Annotated in this window: 15 protein-coding genes and 1 pseudogene; 1 reads left to right on the forward strand and 15 read right to left on the reverse strand. The window is 61.1% G+C overall.

All coding sequences use genetic code 11. The features are described 5' to 3' along the window. The first annotated feature begins 11 nt into the window (after positions 1–11). A complete protein-coding gene (locus K5E80_RS07760; protein ID WP_220635613.1) occupies positions 12–1,988 on the forward strand; it encodes an acetoacetate--CoA ligase in 1,977 nt (658 codons plus the stop codon). A 98-nt stretch (positions 1,989–2,086) separates the two neighbouring features. On the opposite strand, the gene K5E80_RS07765 is transcribed toward K5E80_RS07760, so the two are convergent. From K5E80_RS07765 to K5E80_RS07835, 15 genes and pseudogenes are all read right to left on the reverse strand, one after another. Beyond that, positions 2,087–4,768 (reverse strand): winged helix-turn-helix domain-containing protein, encoded by a 2,682-nt coding sequence (locus K5E80_RS07765; protein ID WP_220635614.1) that lies wholly within the window; start codon positions 4,766–4,768, stop codon positions 2,087–2,089. A 499-nt stretch (positions 4,769–5,267) separates the two neighbouring features. Next, positions 5,268–5,446, reverse strand: a pseudogene (locus tag K5E80_RS07770) (IS110 family transposase); the annotation flags it as partial. Between the two features lie 6 nt (positions 5,447–5,452). Continuing rightward, positions 5,453–5,752, reverse strand: coding sequence for a hypothetical protein (locus tag K5E80_RS07775; protein WP_220635615.1), 300 nt, complete (start codon positions 5,750–5,752; stop codon positions 5,453–5,455). Between the two features lie 59 nt (positions 5,753–5,811). Then, entirely contained in the window at positions 5,812–7,062 is a 1,251-nt protein-coding gene (locus K5E80_RS07780; protein WP_220635616.1) for an acyl-CoA dehydrogenase family protein, read from the reverse strand. 45 nt (positions 7,063–7,107) lie between these two features. Further along, positions 7,108–7,872, reverse strand: a complete 765-nt coding sequence (locus tag K5E80_RS07785) for an SDR family oxidoreductase (protein ID WP_220635617.1) — start codon at positions 7,870–7,872, stop codon at positions 7,108–7,110. Next, the gene (locus K5E80_RS07790; protein WP_220635618.1) at positions 7,869–8,954 is read right to left on the reverse strand and encodes a phosphotransferase; all 1,086 of its coding nucleotides are present in this window, start codon (positions 8,952–8,954) and stop codon (positions 7,869–7,871) included. Before K5E80_RS07790 ends, K5E80_RS07785 begins: the two co-directional genes overlap by 4 nt. A gap of 2 nt (positions 8,955–8,956) precedes the next feature. Beyond that, on the reverse strand, positions 8,957–9,628 hold the full coding sequence (locus tag K5E80_RS07795; RefSeq protein WP_220635619.1) for a histidine phosphatase family protein: 672 nt from the start codon (positions 9,626–9,628) through the stop codon (positions 8,957–8,959). 7 nt (positions 9,629–9,635) lie between these two features. Beyond that, a complete protein-coding gene (locus tag K5E80_RS07800) occupies positions 9,636–10,874 on the reverse strand; it encodes a thiolase family protein (protein WP_220635620.1) in 1,239 nt (412 codons plus the stop codon). Between the two features lie 4 nt (positions 10,875–10,878). Beyond that, positions 10,879–12,435, reverse strand: coding sequence for an AMP-binding protein (locus tag K5E80_RS07805; RefSeq protein ID WP_220635621.1), 1,557 nt, complete (start codon positions 12,433–12,435; stop codon positions 10,879–10,881). A gap of 10 nt (positions 12,436–12,445) precedes the next feature. After that, positions 12,446–13,579: a saccharopine dehydrogenase family protein gene (locus tag K5E80_RS07810; protein WP_220635622.1), complete on the reverse strand. Its 1,134-nt coding sequence runs from the start codon at positions 13,577–13,579 to the stop codon at positions 12,446–12,448. Between the two features lie 13 nt (positions 13,580–13,592). Beyond that, entirely contained in the window at positions 13,593–14,879 is a 1,287-nt protein-coding gene (locus K5E80_RS07815; protein WP_220635623.1) for an acyl-CoA dehydrogenase family protein, read from the reverse strand. Positions 14,880–14,904: 25 nt separating this feature from the next. Beyond that, the gene (locus K5E80_RS07820) at positions 14,905–15,654 is read right to left on the reverse strand and encodes a hypothetical protein (protein ID WP_220635624.1); all 750 of its coding nucleotides are present in this window, start codon (positions 15,652–15,654) and stop codon (positions 14,905–14,907) included. Positions 15,655–15,837: 183 nt separating this feature from the next. Further along, positions 15,838–16,107, reverse strand: coding sequence for a cytochrome C oxidase subunit IV family protein (locus tag K5E80_RS07825; RefSeq protein ID WP_220635625.1), 270 nt, complete (start codon positions 16,105–16,107; stop codon positions 15,838–15,840). Further along, positions 16,104–16,700 (reverse strand): cytochrome c oxidase subunit 3 family protein, encoded by a 597-nt coding sequence (locus tag K5E80_RS07830; protein ID WP_220635626.1) that lies wholly within the window; start codon positions 16,698–16,700, stop codon positions 16,104–16,106. The genes K5E80_RS07825 and K5E80_RS07830 overlap by 4 nt, the downstream gene beginning before the upstream one ends. Further along, positions 16,697–16,981: a hypothetical protein gene (locus tag K5E80_RS07835; RefSeq protein ID WP_220635627.1), complete on the reverse strand. Its 285-nt coding sequence runs from the start codon at positions 16,979–16,981 to the stop codon at positions 16,697–16,699. The genes K5E80_RS07830 and K5E80_RS07835 overlap by 4 nt, the downstream gene beginning before the upstream one ends. Between the last annotated feature and the right edge of the window lie 8 nt (positions 16,982–16,989).

Consider the following 16,989-nt stretch of genomic DNA (forward strand, 5'->3'; position numbering starts at 1 on the left):
AGAGAACAGACATGACCGATACCACTCCCGATTGGATTCCCTCTCCCCAACGGATCGACTCCGCGCGCATCACCGCCTTCCAACGCTGGCTGGCCAGCGAGCGCGGCCTGCAGCTCAACGACTACGACGCTCTCTGGCAATGGTCGGTCAGCGACCTGGAGGCCTTCTGGGGCGCCGTCTGGGACTACTTCGACATACGCTCGACCACACCGCGCGGGCGCGTTCTCGGCAATGCGCAGATGCCTGGCGCCGAATGGTTCCCCGGCGTGCAGCTGAACTATGTCGAGCAGGTCTTCCGCCACGCCAGCGGCGAACATCCGGCCATCGTCTTTCGCAACGAGGCCGGCGAAGACCGCGAGGTGTCCTGGGTAGAACTGCAGCGTCAGGTCGCCGCCCTGGCTGCGACCCTGCGCGCGCAAAGCATCACGACGGGCGACCGCGTCGTCGCCTTCATGCCCAACATTCCCGAGGCGGTGGTCGCCTTCCTGGCCATCGCCAGCATCGGCGCCATCTGGTCGGTCTGCTCGCCGGACATGGGCCGCGTTGCTGTCCTCGACCGCTTCCGCCAGATCGCACCGAAGGCGATGATCGCCGTCGACGGCTACCGCTACGGCGGCAAGGCGCACGACCGCCGCACGCTGGTCGCCGAACTGCTCGGCGAACTGCCGACGGTCGAATACCTGATCCTGCTGCCCACGCTCGACCCGGCTGCCGGCACGACGGGCTTCCGGAAGGCGACGCTCTGGGCCGACGCCATCGCCGGCAACACGCCGCTGCGGGTCACTCACGTGCCCTTCAATCATCCACTGTGGGTGGTCTATTCATCCGGCACCACCGGCCTGCCCAAGCCCATCGTGCATTCGCAGGGCGGCGTCGTCATCGAGCACCTCAAGTCGATCACCTTCCACCTCGACCTCGGTCCCGGCGACCGCTACCACTGGTACTCGACCACGGGCTGGATGATGTGGAACTTCCAGGTCGGCGGCCTGCTCGCCGGCTGCACCATATGCCTGTTCGACGGCAATCCCGGCACCCCGGACCTCAACGCGCTGTGGCGCTTTGTCGGCGAGAAGCAGGTCGACTTCTTCGGCGCTGGCGCAGCCTTTTACGCCTCCTGCCAGAAGGCCGCCATCGAGCCGGCGCGGGTCGCGAACCTCGCGCGCCTGCGCGGCCTCGGCTCCACCGGCTCGCCGCTGTCGTCGGAAAACTACCGCTGGCTGCTCGACCATGTGCGCGGCGATTTGTGGATCAACCCGATCTCGGGTGGCACCGATCTCGTCAGCGCCTTCGTCGGCGGCGTGCCGACGCTGCCGATGTACGTCGGCGAGATGCAATGCCGCTGCCTCGGCGCCAAGATCGAGGCTTTCGACGAATCCGGCAAGCCGCTGATCGACGAGGTCGGCGAACTGGTCTGCTGCGCGCCGATGCCCTCCATGCCGCTGTACTTCTGGAACGACAAGGGCAACCTGCGCTACAAGGACAGCTACTTCGACACCTATCCCGGTATCTGGCGCCACGGCGACTGGGTGCGCATCACCGAACGTGGTGGCGCCATCATCTACGGCCGCTCGGATGCGACCATCAACCGCCACGGCATCCGAATGGGCACCAGCGAACTCTATCGCGCCGTTGAAGACCTGCCCGAGGTGCTCGACAGCCTGGTCGTCGACCTCGAATACCTCGGCAAGGAATCCTACATGCCGCTATTCGTCGTCCTGCGTCCCGGCGAAACGCTGAGCAAAGCCTTGCGTGACACGCTGCGCAACCGTATTCGCGACGCGCTTTCCGCCCGCCATGTACCCAACGACATCTTTGCCGTCCCGGCAATTCCACGGACACTCTCGGGCAAGAAGATGGAACTGCCAATCAAGAAGCTGCTGCTCGGAAAATCACTCAAGGAAGTGGCGAACCCTGACACCATGGCAAATCCGGAGAGCCTTGCCTGGTTCGAGCGTTTCGCCGCGACCCGCAATGAACACCGAGCTTAGGGCAGGAAATGGATCAGACAAAGCAGGTTGGAAAATGCGACAGAGGTACCCTACCCATGTCGGGGTGGCCTTGGCTGGCAGGTCATGACCGCAATACATCAACTCACCGTATCGAGAACGCCAAGCAGGCGTGCCCGGTCGAGCAGATGCTTGCGGTTTCCGGCGTCGAGTTTGCTGAACAAATTTTTCAGGTGCCACTTGACGGTCTCGTCGCCGACATTCAGTGCCAGCGCAATCTGCTTGTTGGAAAGGTTGCCGGCCAGTAACTGCAATACCTCGCTCTCCTTGGATGTGAGCAGCGCACTCGCGGAAACTCTGGCGCGCGGCAAAGGTCGCACCGCCGAATCGATTGCTGCAACCCGGGCTGCCTCCAGCCGGCCCGAGACACCGTTTCCTCCCTGAACACGTTGCATCCAGTCGATCAAGTCCGGATGCGTATCGACGAGTATCCGCTCAAGGCCCAGCGAATTCGCCATGCTGATGGCTTCGCTGAATTGGGCCCTGCCGTCCTCGCCGCAACGCTTCAGCGCCAATGCCTGCAACAGGCTGATCTGCACGCCATCCCGGATTCGTCGCAGCTGTTCCGCAATCGGCTTGCACACTTTAAGTTCGACGAGCACGCGTTCCCAGTCTTGCAATGCCACCGCCTCGTAGGCCCGGGCAATGCCGGCCTGCAGCTTTACAAGGGGCCCGAGCAGCCCCCAGCGCTTGTATTCCTTGGGCGTCGTGAATCGGTTCAATCGCGCGATCAGCGCCGAGCAGGTGTCGCCGTGAGAACGCAAGGCCTGCATGCGGATCTGTTCGGCCAGACTGACTACACACAAGCGCGACAAGCCGCGCGCCTCACCCAGCGCATAAAGGTTTTCGAGCAGATCGAAGGCACGCCGCTCCAGCGCGCCCTTGGATGCATTGCGCGCGGCGCAGACATAACCCATGGCGATGGCATCAGGTGCCGCATGGCGTTCGAGTACGTCAAGCCGATTGGCCAGCAGTGCCGTCAGGTCCCCAGTCAAGTCCCGTTCCCAAAGAACCATCGCCAGGGCCGAGGCGAGCACGACCGCGATCGGACTGCGACGCCCGCATTGCTCCTCGGCGCGCGCCAGCGCCGGTTGCAGAACTTCGTCGGCAAGAACCACCTGGCCCTGCCACAGATAGCTGATGCTGACCACCCAGTCCATCCAGCCGCGGGTGTATTCCCCCACCCTCATTACCTCGACCGGCGACAGCTGCTGATAGTGATAGCGCGCCTTCTCAGGCATACCATGGTAAAGATCAAGCATCGCCAATTGGTTGATGCCAACGGCGCGCAGCATGGCCGGCTGGGTCGGAAACGAACTGACCCACGGCGTCACGTTACGGTCCAGACCATCGAAGTCGTCGGCGAAGAATGCGGCTGCGGCACAGATTTCGGCGCTCTCGCGGCGTTCGTCCGGATCGGTCGTCGGGTCGTCAATTAGCGGTTCAACGAGTCTTGCTGCCTTGCCATGCTGCTCGCTCATGGCCAAAGTCCACGCTACCGCCAGCCGCAGTCGGGGATGCTTCTCGATCTCGGCCGCGGGCAGGCGTTCGATCCATTCCGTAACCCTGGCAACCTGTCCGGCGGTGACCAAGTCGTAGAGGCAATGGGCGACGAATTCGTAAGCCAGTTGATCCTGGCCCGCCTGCAATGCCTGACGGGCTGCCGCCTCGAACATGCTACGCTCCGCCAGCCAGCGTGCCGCCCGCTCATGTGCCGTGCGCCGGTCTTCGCTCGGCAGCGCCGCAAAACGGTCCCGCAGAAACTTCCGTGCCAGCGAATGAATGCGCGACCAATCACTGTCGATGCCGCTAAGAAAGATGGGCGTCGTATCCTGCAACCGCTGCAACAGCTCGGCAGAATCCTTGCGCCCAGTGATCGCCTGGCACAACTCTGGATGCAAGGCATCGACGCAAGAAACCTGAACGAGGAATTGAACCAGCGACGAGGGCAAGCGGTTAACCAGGCACTCGACGAAGTAACGCTGGATGTCCCCGCTCCGAACCGAAAATCCCGTGATCGCATCACCCAGGCTCGGACTCTTCTCAATGGTTGCGATCACCAGTTGCAGCCCAAGAGGCCAGCCTTCCGTCAAGTCATGCATGCGTACGCAGATATCCGAATCGGCGCGCGAACCAAAACGGGAAGTGACGATGGAAATGGTTTCAGCGCGGGTAAACCTCAGCGCATCTGCGTCGAGAAATGCGACCTGCCCATGGGTCAGCAGTTCCTCAACCGGCATCGCAAGTTGCTTGCGCGACCCGAGAAACAGTTTCAGGTTGGCGGGTGCATTATGGAATAGATAGGTCAGGCAGGTTTCAAGTGTCGGCTTGGGCAGCGTATGCACGTCGTCAAGGATGATTTCGACCTCGACAGCCATGTGGGCCACTTCGGCCAGCAAGCTGGTCAAGGCCTCCAGCCCCCCTTCCGAGGAGCTGGTCACGTGGGCATATGATTTTCCAAAACTGGCACGGCCGCTGGCCATCCGGATCGCCAACGCAAGTCCCAGGGCCAGGCGCGTCACATCATCCCGCTCGTCAAGAGTCAGCCATGCGGCCACAGCGCCTCTTCTGAGTGCCTCCCGGCGCCATTGCGACAGCAGCGACGTCTTGCCGAAACCTGCCGGCGCCTGAATGACGACCAGGGATTTGTCGGCCAACTGCGGGACGCTGCTGCTCAGCCGGGGACGCAACAACAGAGTCTTAGAAAGCCGTGGTGGCGTTGCCTTCAGGATCAGTTGCGGATCCGTTGCTCCAGGATTCATCGTGCGCTTCTCTCCCGCGTCGTGCATGCCTCTGCATCGGATGCATCATGTTTTATGTCGATCAGACCGCAAGATAACATGCCGATACGCTGAACTGACATCCAGCACATCGCCGGACGCATCAGATCGGATTTATCGGCGGATTGATGTTCGGTCTCGGACGGGAGATGTATTAGGGCCTGTTCACACTTGGTCGGCGCGATGCGTTGCTGGCGAAATGCGGATGGATGCAAGGCGGAGGGCGCAGCCAATGGCCGGCCCCCTTGGCAAGCTCGACAACGCCGCAGACGCCGCATTTCGCCGCAACCCGAAGGGAACGGGCGAATCTGGCACATGGTGGCGTTGCTCGTCGTTTATTTGGAACCACCAAATCGCTCTCCTCGCGCCTTGCCCTGCACCAGATTCGCCTCGTTCGCACACGTCGCCCAAGTGTGAACAGGCCCTAGTAATTTGGGACGTGCAGAAGCAAGTGGATACCCTGCGGCATCACTTCGCCTTAGTCGGTGAGCAGGCCGCGCAGGCAGTGGATCTGAGCGGTGCGAAACGTCACCAACTGGCTGCGCATGCGATGCAGTGCAAGGAGGCCCGCAGTGCCTCCGTCTTGATCGCCACCCGTTTCACGCGCGGCCGCCACACCGCCGGCCAGATCGCCCACGCATCCTGCCGATCATTCTTGTTGCCGGTTCAAAGTGATTTATCGTCGCCTTCAGATGCCTTGATCTTGCGGACGTACAAGGCACGCACCTGCTGTCCGCTATCGCCGCCCGCAGTATCAGGCGCGTTGCCGTCACCATCCGCGGCGACGTAGTCCTCGACCCGGACCTCGTAACCCAGCTTTTTGTAGGTATCGACCAGTTCCGACAAACGCGGTTCGCAGATCAGCATCTGCCTTATCCAGCCGTCGCGAACAAGATTGTTATGCACGCTTACCGCGCTCTGCATTGCCGCGGAAGGAGCCATATGAATCGGTATGACGTTGACCATTATCTTGCTCCGGCGAGAATCCACTTGATCGCCTGATCTCGAGCGACTGGGCGTGTGTGTCAGCAGCGCTCTGGCGTTGTCAAATAGGGTGCAGTAGCGCCCAGATTTTCCTGTCCTTTCTTGATTTCAATGCGGGCGATATTTTGTAGATGCACTTCATCCGGGCCGTCAGCGAAGCGCAAAGCGCGGCCCCAGGTCCACATGTCAGCCAGCGGCGTATCGGGACTGATACCCATGGCCCCGAATACCTGCATGGCACGATCGCATACCGCCGTATAAAGCCCAGGGACCAGGGCCTTGATCATGGAAATCTCTTTATGCGCATGCTTGGCGCCAAACTGATCGATCATCCAGGCAGTCTTCAACACCAGCAAGCGCGCCTGATCGATCTCGATCCTCGATCTCGCAATCCACTCGCCGATCGAACCATGCTGATGTAGATACTTTCCGAACGCGCGTCGCTCCAGGCTTCGGTCAATCATCATTTCCAGAGCAAGCTCGGCAGCACCGATGGATCGCATGCAGTGGTGAATACGCCCAGGACCGAGACGCGCCTGGGCCAAGGCGAAGCCACTGCCTTCCTCACCGAGCAGATTGGATACCGGCACGCGCACATTACGGAAGACTACCTCGCAGTGGCCTTCCGGCGAATGGTGGTTCACGATATTGATATTGCGTACAACTTCCAAACCCGGCGTGTCTCGAGGGACCAGGATCATGCTCTGTTGCTTGTGCCGCTCGGCTTCCGGGTCAGTCTTACCCATGACGATGAAAATACGGCAGTGCGGATGAGCGGCGTTGGTGATGAACCATTTGCGGCCATTGATGACATATTCATCGCCCTCCCGCCGGATCAAAGTGGTGATGTTGGTGGCGTCCGAGGATGCTACGTCAGGCTCTGTCATTGCGAAAGCCGAACGAATTTCGCCATCAAGCAGTGGCCGCAGCCAAGTCTTCTGCTGCTCCGGGGTGCCGAACATGTGCAGAAGTTCCATGTTGCCGGTGTCCGGGGCATTGCAGTTGAAGACTTCGGACGCCCAGCTCACACGCCCCATAATCTCGGCCAGAGGCGCGTACTCCAAGTTGGTCAGGCCGGTACCCGGTTCGTTAGCGTGCAGGCTGGGCAGGAACATGTTCCACAGGCCTTCCGACTTGGCCAGCGCCTTCAGATCCGCCATGAAGGACACCGGAAACTGGCCGCGATGCACTTCCTCAAGCCATTGGCTCTGGCGCGGCACAATATATGAGTCCATAAAGCTGCGCACGCGCTTCCGAAGTTCTTCTACTTTGGACGAGTAGGCAAAATCCATGATGTTTCTTTCTTCCTTAATTCGTTGAAATCCCGCCGCGACTTCCTAAAGCGTCATGCCGCCGTCGACGACGATGCAGTCGCCGTTGGTAAAGCTGGCGGCGTCAGATGCCAGGTAAAGCACGGCGCCAGCCATCTCGCGCGGTTCAGCGTGACGGCGCAAGGGAATGTTGGAGATCCATTCGCCATAGAGCTTTTCGTCATTAAATAGCGCGGTCGAAAACTTGGTTTTGGTCAGCCCGGGGAGCAAGGCATTGACGCGGATTCCCAGCGAGCCGCATTCTCGGGCGAAGGCCTTGGTCATATTGACGATCGCCGCCTTGGTAATCGAATAGATGCCTTGATTCTCCCCGGGGCGCAAAGCATTCACCGAGGCGACATTGACGATCGCCCCCTTGCCCTGCTTCTTCATTATCTTGCCTGCCTCTACCGACATGAAGAAGTAACCGCGAATGTTGACTTCGACGGTCTTGGTAAAAGCAACAAGATCCGTATCCAGCACATGCCCGTAATAGGGGTTGGCCGCGGCGTTGTTGATCAGGATGTCGAGGCGGCCGTGGAGCTTTTCAATCTGTTCAAATGCAGCAGCGATGTCTTCCATCTTGCCGACATTGCAGGCAAGCACACTCGCGCATCCACCCGCATCACGGATAGCGTCGGCTACTCTTTGGCAGTCTTCTGCTTTTCGGCTGGAAACGATCACATGCGCGCCTTGTTCCGCCAGCAGCTTGGCGATCTCTTCGCCGATGCCGCGACTTGCCCCCGACACCAAGGCGATTTTGCCTTCCAGGTCGAATAGTTTGGTCGTCATGACATACTCCTTTCCATATTCCGCGCAATTGTTGAACCAACCGGCGTTTCCTTTTCGTTCGCTGCGGCAAGGCCCATTTCGGTGAGCGGTACCACCATCTCTCCGACTTTTTGCGCATGCAGGCTGGACGCATTGCCGTCGATGGCACGCTTTTTTACCCCTTGAGCGATGGCAGCAAGGCGGAAAAAGCTAAATGCAATATAGAAATTCCAGTTCTCTATTCTTGTGATGCCACGCAACTCACAGTAACGCCGGACTATTTCAGCTTCTTCGGGTACACCAAGAGCACCCCGATTCTTGCTGCCCAACCCGGTGACGTAAGCATCCACCGGTAAACGCAGGCACATGCAGAAATATGCGAGATCCGCCAGGGGATTACCCAGTGTGGAAAGTTCCCAGTCCAGAATGGCCAAGACGCGCAGGTCTTTGGGGTGGAAAATGAGGTTGTCGAAGCGGAAGTCGCCATGAACCAGCGCCGGTCTACCGTCTTCCGCCGGGCAATGCTTCGGCAGCCAATCAATCAAGGCTTCCATGCATTCCAGTCGCTCGGTTTCAGAAGCACGATATTGCTTCGTCCATGTGCCGATTTGCCGCTCGAAATAATTCCCCGCGCGGCCATAATCACTCAAGCCGACCCGATCGACATCGACGTCATGCAGTGATGCCAGGGCCGCGATCAATGCATCGTAAGCGGGTCTGCGCTGATCAATGTCGAGTTCGGGCAGCGATGGATCCCAAAAGATGCGCCCATCCAGGTAATCCATGATGTAGAACATGCTGCCGATTACGCTCGTATCAGTGCAGAGATGATGGGCATGCGCAACGGGCACTTGCGTCGATGACAAAGCGGTGATGACGCGATATTCACGATCCACCGCATGAGCCGATTTCAGGAGCTGGCCCGGCGGCTGCCGGCGCAGGACATAGTCGCCGCTCTTTGCCCGCAACAAATATGTAGGATTTGATTGACCACCCGAAAATTTTTCTGCGCTCAATGGCCCGGCAAACCCCTTAACATGGGTTTCCAAATATTTGCACAGCCCGACGACGTCAAGTTGGTGGATTTCGTTGGTCACGATCATGACTACCCATAGGTAATGAAATTGGAACGGTCTGCTCTGTCGAAATACGGAATACTGTTGAACGTCGCCAGATGAAATGAATCAGCATTGAAGAAATAGCGGCAGAAACTGCAGTTGTTGATTTGAAAGTTGAGCGATATGACTGTTGCCTTGGGAGCGCCGAGCGTCTGCTGCGCCACTGTGGCTATGGCCCCCCCCGAACTGACTGCCAATATCCTTTGCCCTTTTAGTCCCTGGATATAGCTCCTGGCATCAGCCACCCGCTGCTGAAACTCCGACCATGTCTCAGGGATCGGTCCGTCGATGCGATCTTCCATCCATAACAGCAATACTTGTCTTAAGACCCGGTAGAAGTCCTTCTTGCTATTCTTTGCCTGGAGCTTCAATTCATGGTGCTCCTCACCCAGGCAGTCAATCAGCGCGACGAAGTCGTACTCGTTGAGTCCCGGATGTTCCTTGACGCTGGCCACTTCAGTTGAGCCTTGGAATATTGCCTCCACCGTTTGCCGGTGCCGATTCATCGTCCCGAGCAATACGTGGTCGAAGACTATCTTTCGTTCAGCAAAGTATTCCCCGAGCAGTTGTCCCTGCTGCTGCCCCAATAATGAAAGCTGGTCATAATCGGCTGCTCCGAAACTTGCCTGACCATGCCTGACGAGATATAGCTCTGCCATCTCCCGCTCAACGCCTCAGGATATGGATCGCCAACGCGGCTTCTTCGACGCCCTGGAGGCCGCCGCCGTTCTCCTGCATGGCATGGCGGGCGCCATCGACCTGGCGCGCACCAGCCTCGCTGCGCAACTGGGTCACCAGTTCGTAGAGCTGGCCGATGCCGGTGGCGCCCAGCGGATGACCCTTGGATTCGAGGCCGCCCGAGGGGTTGATCGGGATTCGGCCGCTGATGGTGAATTCACCGCGCTCGGCAGCCGGGCCGCCCTCGCCCAAGGCGACCAAGCCGAGGTTTTCCGCCTGGATGATCTCGCCCATCGCCGAGGCGTCGTGGACTTCGGCGACGTCGATGTCGCCGGGACCGATGCCGGCGATCTCGTAGGCCTGCAGCGCCGCCAGGCGGCCGATGGCGCGTTCCGGCTCGTCGATGCCACGGTGGCTGAAACTGCGGATCACGCTGGCAGCAACCTCGATCGCGCGGCGACGATCGGCGCCGATCCGCTTCAGCCCTTGCTCGGTGCAGACGATGGCGGCAGCGGCGCCGTCGGACAGCGGCGCGCACATCGGCAGCGTGATCGGATAGGTGATCGGCGGCGCCGCCAGCACTTCGTCAATGGTGAAGGGCTGGCGGAACTGCGAGTAGGGGTTGTGCACCGAGTGACCATGGTTCTTGGCGCAGACGGCGGCGATCTGCCGTTGCGTGGTACCGTAGGTCCGCATGTGCCAGCGGCACATGGCGGCGTAGATGGACATGAAACGGCTGTAGGGCCGGGTCGATTCCGACCCCGGTGGCGGCGTGATGCCCTCGCCCATCCGGATCAGGGTCGCGTAGTTTTCTTCGACGCGCGAAACGTCCCAGCCGCCCTCGAACAGCGCCATCGCGCGGGCCTTGTCTGGGATGTTCATCTTTTCGGCGCCGATCGCCAGCGCCACGTCGGTAGCGCCCGCCTTCAGGCTCTGCAGCGCGAGATGAAACGCGCTGCTGCCCGAGGCGCAGGCGTTCTCGACGTTGAATACCGGGATGCTCTCGATCCCGATCTTGCTGAAGATCACTTGGCCTGGCACCGAGATCTGGCCTTGCAGTGGGCCGTTGGTCATGCCCGAGTAGTAGGCGGCACCGATGTCGGCAGCGCCGCAGCCGGCGTCCTTGAGCGCGCCGGCGAGCGCTTCGCCCGCCAGGTCGTGCAGGCTGCGCTCCGGGTGGCGGCCAAAGACCGTCATGGCGATGCCGGCGATGTAGAGCCGCGTCATGGTGCTAGATCTTCCGCTCGGTGGCGCGCCAGTACTCGACGCGCAAGTCCTTCTTCAATACCTTGCCGACCGGGCTGCGCGGCAGCGCGGCGAAGTCGACCGTCTTGGGCGCCTTGACCGAGCCCAGCTTCTGCTTGCACAGGGCGATCAGTTCCTCGCCGCTCACGCTTTGGTCGGCGTTCAACTCGACCACCGCCTTCACCGCCTCTCCCCACTTCTCGTCGGGGATGCCGATCACGGCGCAGTCGCGCACCGCCGGATGGGCCCAGATCACCTGCTCGACTTCGCTGGGGTAGACGTTGAAGCCGCCGCTGATGATCATGTCCTTCTTGCGATCGGTGATGTGGAGGTGGCCGCCGGCGTCCAAGTGGCCGACGTCGCCGGTATGCAGCCAGCCGTCGACAATCGTTTCCGCGGTCTTGGCCGGGTCCTTGTAATAGCCCTTCATCACCAGATCGCCACGGACGCAGATCTCGCCCGTTTCGCCCTGGGGCAGGACGCGATTGTCGTCGTCGAGGATCTCGACCCGGATCAGCGGATTGGGCCGTCCCACCGACGACAGCCGCTCGTCGCTGGCCACCGCGCCGGCGTCGAAATGCTCGTCGGGACGCAGGTAAGCGATAGCGCCCGGAGCTTCGGTCTGGCCGTAGCCGCCCATCATCACCGGTCCGAAGACCTCGATCGCGCGCTTGAGCTTGTCGACCGACATCGGCGCCGCGCCGTAGAGGAAATACTTCAGCGACGAGAAGTCGACCGTCTTGTTCAGGTCGGGGATATCGAGCAGACGGTAGATCACCGTCGGCGGCAGGAAGAATTCCGTCACCCGGTGTTGAGGAATCGCCGCCAGCATCAGCGCCGGATCGGGCTTGGGAAGAATGACGACCGCGCCGCCACGAGCGGTGCACGGCAGCGACAGCAGGCCCGCGGTGTGCGTCATCGGCGCCGCCGCCAGGTTGACCGGACGATCCGGCGCTCCATAGCTGCAGGCGATCATGAAATGGGCGACGAAGGTCTGGATGCTGCGGTGGGTGTTCATCACCCCTTTGGGCAGCCCCGTGGTGCCGCCGGTGGGCGAGATCGCGACCACATCGTCAAGATCGACCGAAATGCACGGACCGGTATCGGCGTGGCCAGCGACCCAGGCCGCCAGCAAGACGGCGCCCTCCGCTTCGCCATCTATGCAGACGTAGCGCTTGATCTTTGGCAACCGCGGCCGCAAGGCCGCGATCGATGCCTCAAACTCCTTCTGGAAGAACAGCACTTCGCAGTCGAAGGTATCGAGGACGTGGCGATTCTCGTCGGCGGCATTGCGCGCGCCCACCGGAATCCAGGCCATATTGGCCCGCCACAACCCGAGCGCGCAGGTCCACGCGGTGGCGTCGTTGCCGGCCCAGACAGCGCCCTTGCCGCCGCGCCCGAAACCGGCTGCCAGCAGCGCGCGCGCGATGCGGCAGCTCAGCCGCCCGACCTCGTCGAATCTGTAGCTGCGGTCTCCCTGGATGTAGGCCGCACCTTCGGGGTTGATACGCCAGCCGCGGTCGAAGAAGTCGATGATCGCCATGATCAGCCCCTCAGAGCGCGGCGACGCTGGCGCGCGCCAGTCCGCGCTGCTCCAGGAAACCGAGCAGATAGCGGTGGCCGAAGGCCTTGCAGGCCGAGGCAAAGCCGACTCTCGCGGTCTCGCCGTCGAGCAGCTTCATCACGGCAGCCGTCTGCAGCGCGCCGGTCGAGATGTAGGGCGTGACGCCGCGTACCGTCGCGCGCGTCGCGGCGAGCTGCCCACGGCCGATCGCAACGTCGACCGTGCGTGTCAGGGTGGTGCGCTCGCGCGGCGGCATGGAGGGCGTCGTCGAGTCGACGAGACCCTTGACCACTTGGTCTTGCGCCTCCTTGGACAGATCCTTGTATTCGCTCTCCCACTTCTGGCCCACGGCATGCACGAACTTCATCACCTCGTTGTCGTAGAAACCGACGCTGGAGATGCAACTGTTCACGCGCGGATCGTTCTGGTAGAGGACCGGCAGCGAGGTGCCGCCCCAGGGGATCGTGAACACGGGTTGCAGGAGATCCGGCACGGCGACGCTGTACGAGGCATTGGCCGCATGCGGAACCAGCTTCTTCTCCCAGAGATAGCAGGCCTCATGGCGAAAGATCTCGAAGATCGATGCGGTCGAACCCACCGTGACCCCGGACCCGGCGCTGCGCGGTCCGCGGCAAAGCGTGGCGGTCTCGAGCGCATCGACCCCGGGCGTCTCCAGGGCCAGTTCGGCGGCGATCTCGGCGAACGTGTACATATAGGCCGTCGACGGCGCGAGCAGCAGGCCAGCCTGCCGGAACAATTCACCGAAGCGCTCGCGGGCCGCCCGTATGAAGCTCTGCTCTCCCGTGGTGTCGAGGTAATGGCAGCCCGCGCGGAGCGTCGCCTCGACGGTCGTCAGACCGAAGTTGACGAAGGGCCCCACCGTATTGCAGACGATCTTTGCGCCTTGGAACGCCCGCGCCAGCGATTCGACGTCGTGCGTCGCCTCGACGATCTCGTAGACCGCCGATTCCAGGCGCACGACGCGCTGGGCCATCATCTCGCGCGTGCGCTGGGCGTTGCGCGCGACGGCCGTGAAGGGGATGTTCTGGTCGATCAACCAGTCCATGATGAGCATGCCGGTGTAGCCACTGGCACCATAGACGACGACGGAATGCTTGGCCATTTTCTGAATCCCTTTAGTTGTTCGACCAGCCATCCGCGTAGAGCTGCTGCGCGAGCAGGCCCAGGCGCATGGTCAGGATATAGTTTTCGCCGTCTTCGATCTGCGCGGAGCGCACATCGCGGAACAGCTTTTCGATCGGGTACTCGCGCGAGGTGCCATTGCCGCCGAAGAGCTGCATCGCCTCGGTGGTGATCTTCATCGCTTCCTCGGTCACCGTGACCTTGGACGAAGCCGTCGCATAGGGGTGTCCGGCCGGCGTGAGGCGGGCATAAGTGAGCGAACGGCGGGCGACGGCGCGGCAGAGTTCGACCCGACGCAGCATGTCGCCCAGCCGCCAGCGCGTGAGCTGGTGATCGATCAGCAATTGGCCGCCCTGCTTGCGCTCGTGGCAATATTGCAGCGCCATCTCGAAGGCGGCGCGTGCCACCCCGGTAAATATCTGGCCCATGTGGCAACCCGCGAAGGCCCACACCGAAGACAAATTGCCGTAAAACTCGTCCTTGAGCGCAATCGCGAAACGCTTGGGAACGCGGACGTTGTCGAAATAGATCTCGCCTTGGGGCAGCGCGCGCTGCCCGATCTTGTCCAGCGGCTTGCCCTTCGAGACGCCGGGCAGATCGAGGGGGATGATCAGCACCGCGCCGTTCGGGCGGCCGTTGGCGTCGAAGAATCCGTCGCCATAGTCGGCGCCAATGTAGGCCAGCGCCACCTGCGCGATGACGCCGTTGGAGACCCAGGCCGAACATTGGCCGTTAATGACAATTTCATCCTTGCCCACGGCTCCCCAAACATTACCCTTGTTTCCCTGGCCGCCCTTGACCGGCCACTCGCGCGCCATGTCGAATATCTGGACATCGCTGCCCTTGTCAGGTTGGGTGCTCATCCAGCAGCCGATCTTGTCGCGGCAGAGGTCGACCAATTCGGGATTGCCGACGGCCTTGGCCATTTCCAGCGGAAAGGTGACGCAGGCCAGCGAAACACCCAGGCCGGCGTCGCCCCAGCCCATTTCCTCGCCGATGATCGACTCGACCCGAATGGCCGTTTCCGGCGGCATTTGCGCCAGCAGGCTGGAATCGAGGCCGAGTTGCGCGGCCTTGCCCAGAACCTCGTAGTAGGGCGATCCGGGGGCAATCACCTGCTCTGCGGTCATCTTATCGAGTTCCTGGCCGGCGGGCCGGAGCACGTCCTTGGCAAACTTGTGCAAGGTGTCCTGGATCGACAGTTCGATGTCGTTGAGCGGTGCCTCGAAGCCGGTCAAGCCCACGGCCGGAAGCGTCAGTTCGGTCTTCAGGTTAATCATTCAAGTTCCCCAGTCGAAGGTTTGCCTAGTGAGTCAGCGCATGGGCGCCGGCCGTCTGGGTGCTGACCTGGGTACGTTTGAGGTCCTTGATACACAACCGGCTCACCCACATGAGATAGCAGAAGAATGTGATCCAGACGAAATACCAATTCCAAAGACCGTCATACGAGAAGATGAAGGTGTGGTCGAACGGAATGAGCGCCAGGGTGGCATAGCCGCACGCGAGCATTACACCAATCAGACCGGTGGATTTCGGGATGAGCGGATCCTTGCCGTTGTCATATAGCCCCATCAGGCCAATGGCGCCAAACTGGGCGATGGTGACCCAGTAGGTGCCATCGAACACATACCAGGTCATGACGTGAAAGAACTTGACCATGACAGGATCCAACTGAGTGGAAAACTCAGCCAGGGCGCACCACATCATGACGGCCATCATCCCGACCCAGGCCGTCAGCAGACCGCCGACGAGCTGCACCGTCGACAGCACGTGGTGACCATTCCTTTCCCTTCGCCTCATTTGCGTGGCTATCTGGGAAACAAACAGCATGAAGACGCCGGCATCGAAGCTGGCGATGGTCATTCCGATCATGATGCGGGTGCTGTGATCCCGGTAAAAGTCAAAGTGCTGCTGGGCAGTCGCTGCGGGACTGATCATGAACGGCCCGGCACACATGCCCAGAATTCCCCAGCCGATCACGTAGCCGACGATGCAGAACATTCCACTTCCGGCCAGCCACATCTCGATCTTGTTTGTCGCGCTTTCTGAAACCATCTCGTCACCTCGATTAGGTTGTCGTTAATCATTTGCTCCCCCCAGTCAGGTCCCGGTGCGCGCAGTCGCGGTCGTGAATACTGATTGAGACGATGTCTACTTTATTCCCGAGGTCGGGCGTAGTTCCCCCTCATCTCGGGGGGGGGAGTCAATGCGCAGGCGGCTTGGGCAGCGCGTGTTCCGTCATTTGAGGCTGATCCAGTAGGCGAGAAGAATGAGGCCGCCTACCAGGATGAGCCAGCCTTCGAGAAGAAGGCGCCACATCAGGGGGGCGCCCCGCAATTCCATGAAATCCAGAATGACCAGCCGGCCCTTGATGAAGGCGATAGCCAGCATGGCGAGGATGGCACCGGTGCCGGCGGCACCCATTTCACCGAGCCACCAGGTGGCGCCGGTGGCGACGAGGAGAACGAGCCAGGCCCGGTTGGCGGGATTCACGAAAAAGCTACTCATCGCATCACATAAACCAAGGGAAACAGCACGATCCACAACAGATCCACCATATGCCAGTAGGCGGCCCCGCTCTCCAGGCCGTGGACATCGTGACTGCCGTAGGCACCCTGGCGGGTCTTAACCCACAGGATGGCGAGGATCACCATGCCCAAGGTGACGTGCATGAAGTGGAAGAAGGTCAGTCCAAAGTAAAACCTGTAGAAGGTATTGGTGGAGAGGGAAATCCCCTCGCCGAACTTGGCGGCGTACTCGAACACCTTGATGGACAGGAAGCCGGCACCGCAGAGGAAGCCGAAGGCAATGTTGCGGCTGGCGGCCCGGCTGTCGTCCCGACGGGCCGCCTGGACGGCCAAGACCACGAACCAGGACCCGGTCACCAGTAGCAGGGTGTTGATGGCACCGGCGTTGCGGTCCAGGGTCTGCTGGTAAAGGTTGAACATCTCCACGTTGTCCACCCGGGTGAAGGCGTAGGAAGCGAATAGAACGGCGAAGAGCAGCATTTCGGCCAGGATGAAAGCCCAGACGGCTAGATAGCCGGGGAGGCGCTCGGCGGCAGGAGCTTCAGCGGGTAGGGCAGTGGCGGAGGCAGTCATGGCTTGATGAGTTCAAGCTTGCGCACGTAGACGGTGCCGGATATCGGCAGCGGCTCATTCTGCGCCGCAGTCTCATCGTCGACGCCTTCGGGCACATAGGGCACTACCTCGACCTCGTAGCTGCGCATCTTGAATTTCTCGACGATCTCGGAAAGGCGCGGCTCGCCCAGCACCATCATGCGCATGAAGCCCGCGCGCTCGAGCTGCGTATGCGCGGGGTTGATGAACGGACGCAAAGCATCGCCGATCAGCGTGATGGGAATGACTCGCCTCGTCGCCACGATACGCG

The organism is Georgfuchsia toluolica (assembly GCF_907163265.1).
GTDB lineage: Bacteria > Pseudomonadota > Gammaproteobacteria > Burkholderiales > Rhodocyclaceae > Georgfuchsia > Georgfuchsia toluolica.

Bases quoted from the DNA above. Each gene is read 5' to 3' on its own strand.
- K5E80_RS07795 (WP_220635619.1), bottom strand. From the start codon at position 9,628: ATGGCAGAGCTATATCTCGTCAGGCATGGTCAGGCAAGTTTCGGAGCA.
- K5E80_RS07760 (WP_220635613.1), top strand. From the start codon at position 12: ATGACCGATACCACTCCCGATTGGATTCCCTCTCCCCAACGGATCGAC.
- K5E80_RS07820 (WP_220635624.1), bottom strand. From the start codon at position 15,654: ATGGTTTCAGAAAGCGCGACAAACAAGATCGAGATGTGGCTGGCCGGA.
- K5E80_RS07830 (WP_220635626.1), bottom strand. From the start codon at position 16,700: ATGACTGCCTCCGCCACTGCCCTACCCGCTGAAGCTCCTGCCGCCGAG.
- K5E80_RS07785 (WP_220635617.1), bottom strand. From the start codon at position 7,872: ATGACGACCAAACTATTCGACCTGGAAGGCAAAATCGCCTTGGTGTCG.
- K5E80_RS07780 (WP_220635616.1), bottom strand. From the start codon at position 7,062: ATGGATTTTGCCTACTCGTCCAAAGTAGAAGAACTTCGGAAGCGCGTG.
- K5E80_RS07825 (WP_220635625.1), bottom strand. From the start codon at position 16,107: ATGAGTAGCTTTTTCGTGAATCCCGCCAACCGGGCCTGGCTCGTTCTC.
- K5E80_RS07805 (WP_220635621.1), bottom strand. From the start codon at position 12,435: ATGGCGATCATCGACTTCTTCGACCGCGGCTGGCGTATCAACCCCGAA.
- K5E80_RS07800 (WP_220635620.1), bottom strand. From the start codon at position 10,874: ATGACGCGGCTCTACATCGCCGGCATCGCCATGACGGTCTTTGGCCGC.
- K5E80_RS07775 (WP_220635615.1), bottom strand. From the start codon at position 5,752: ATGGTCAACGTCATACCGATTCATATGGCTCCTTCCGCGGCAATGCAG.
- K5E80_RS07790 (WP_220635618.1), bottom strand. From the start codon at position 8,954: ATGATCGTGACCAACGAAATCCACCAACTTGACGTCGTCGGGCTGTGC.
- K5E80_RS07765 (WP_220635614.1), bottom strand. From the start codon at position 4,768: ATGAATCCTGGAGCAACGGATCCGCAACTGATCCTGAAGGCAACGCCA.
- K5E80_RS07810 (WP_220635622.1), bottom strand. From the start codon at position 13,579: ATGGCCAAGCATTCCGTCGTCGTCTATGGTGCCAGTGGCTACACCGGC.
- K5E80_RS07815 (WP_220635623.1), bottom strand. From the start codon at position 14,879: ATGATTAACCTGAAGACCGAACTGACGCTTCCGGCCGTGGGCTTGACC.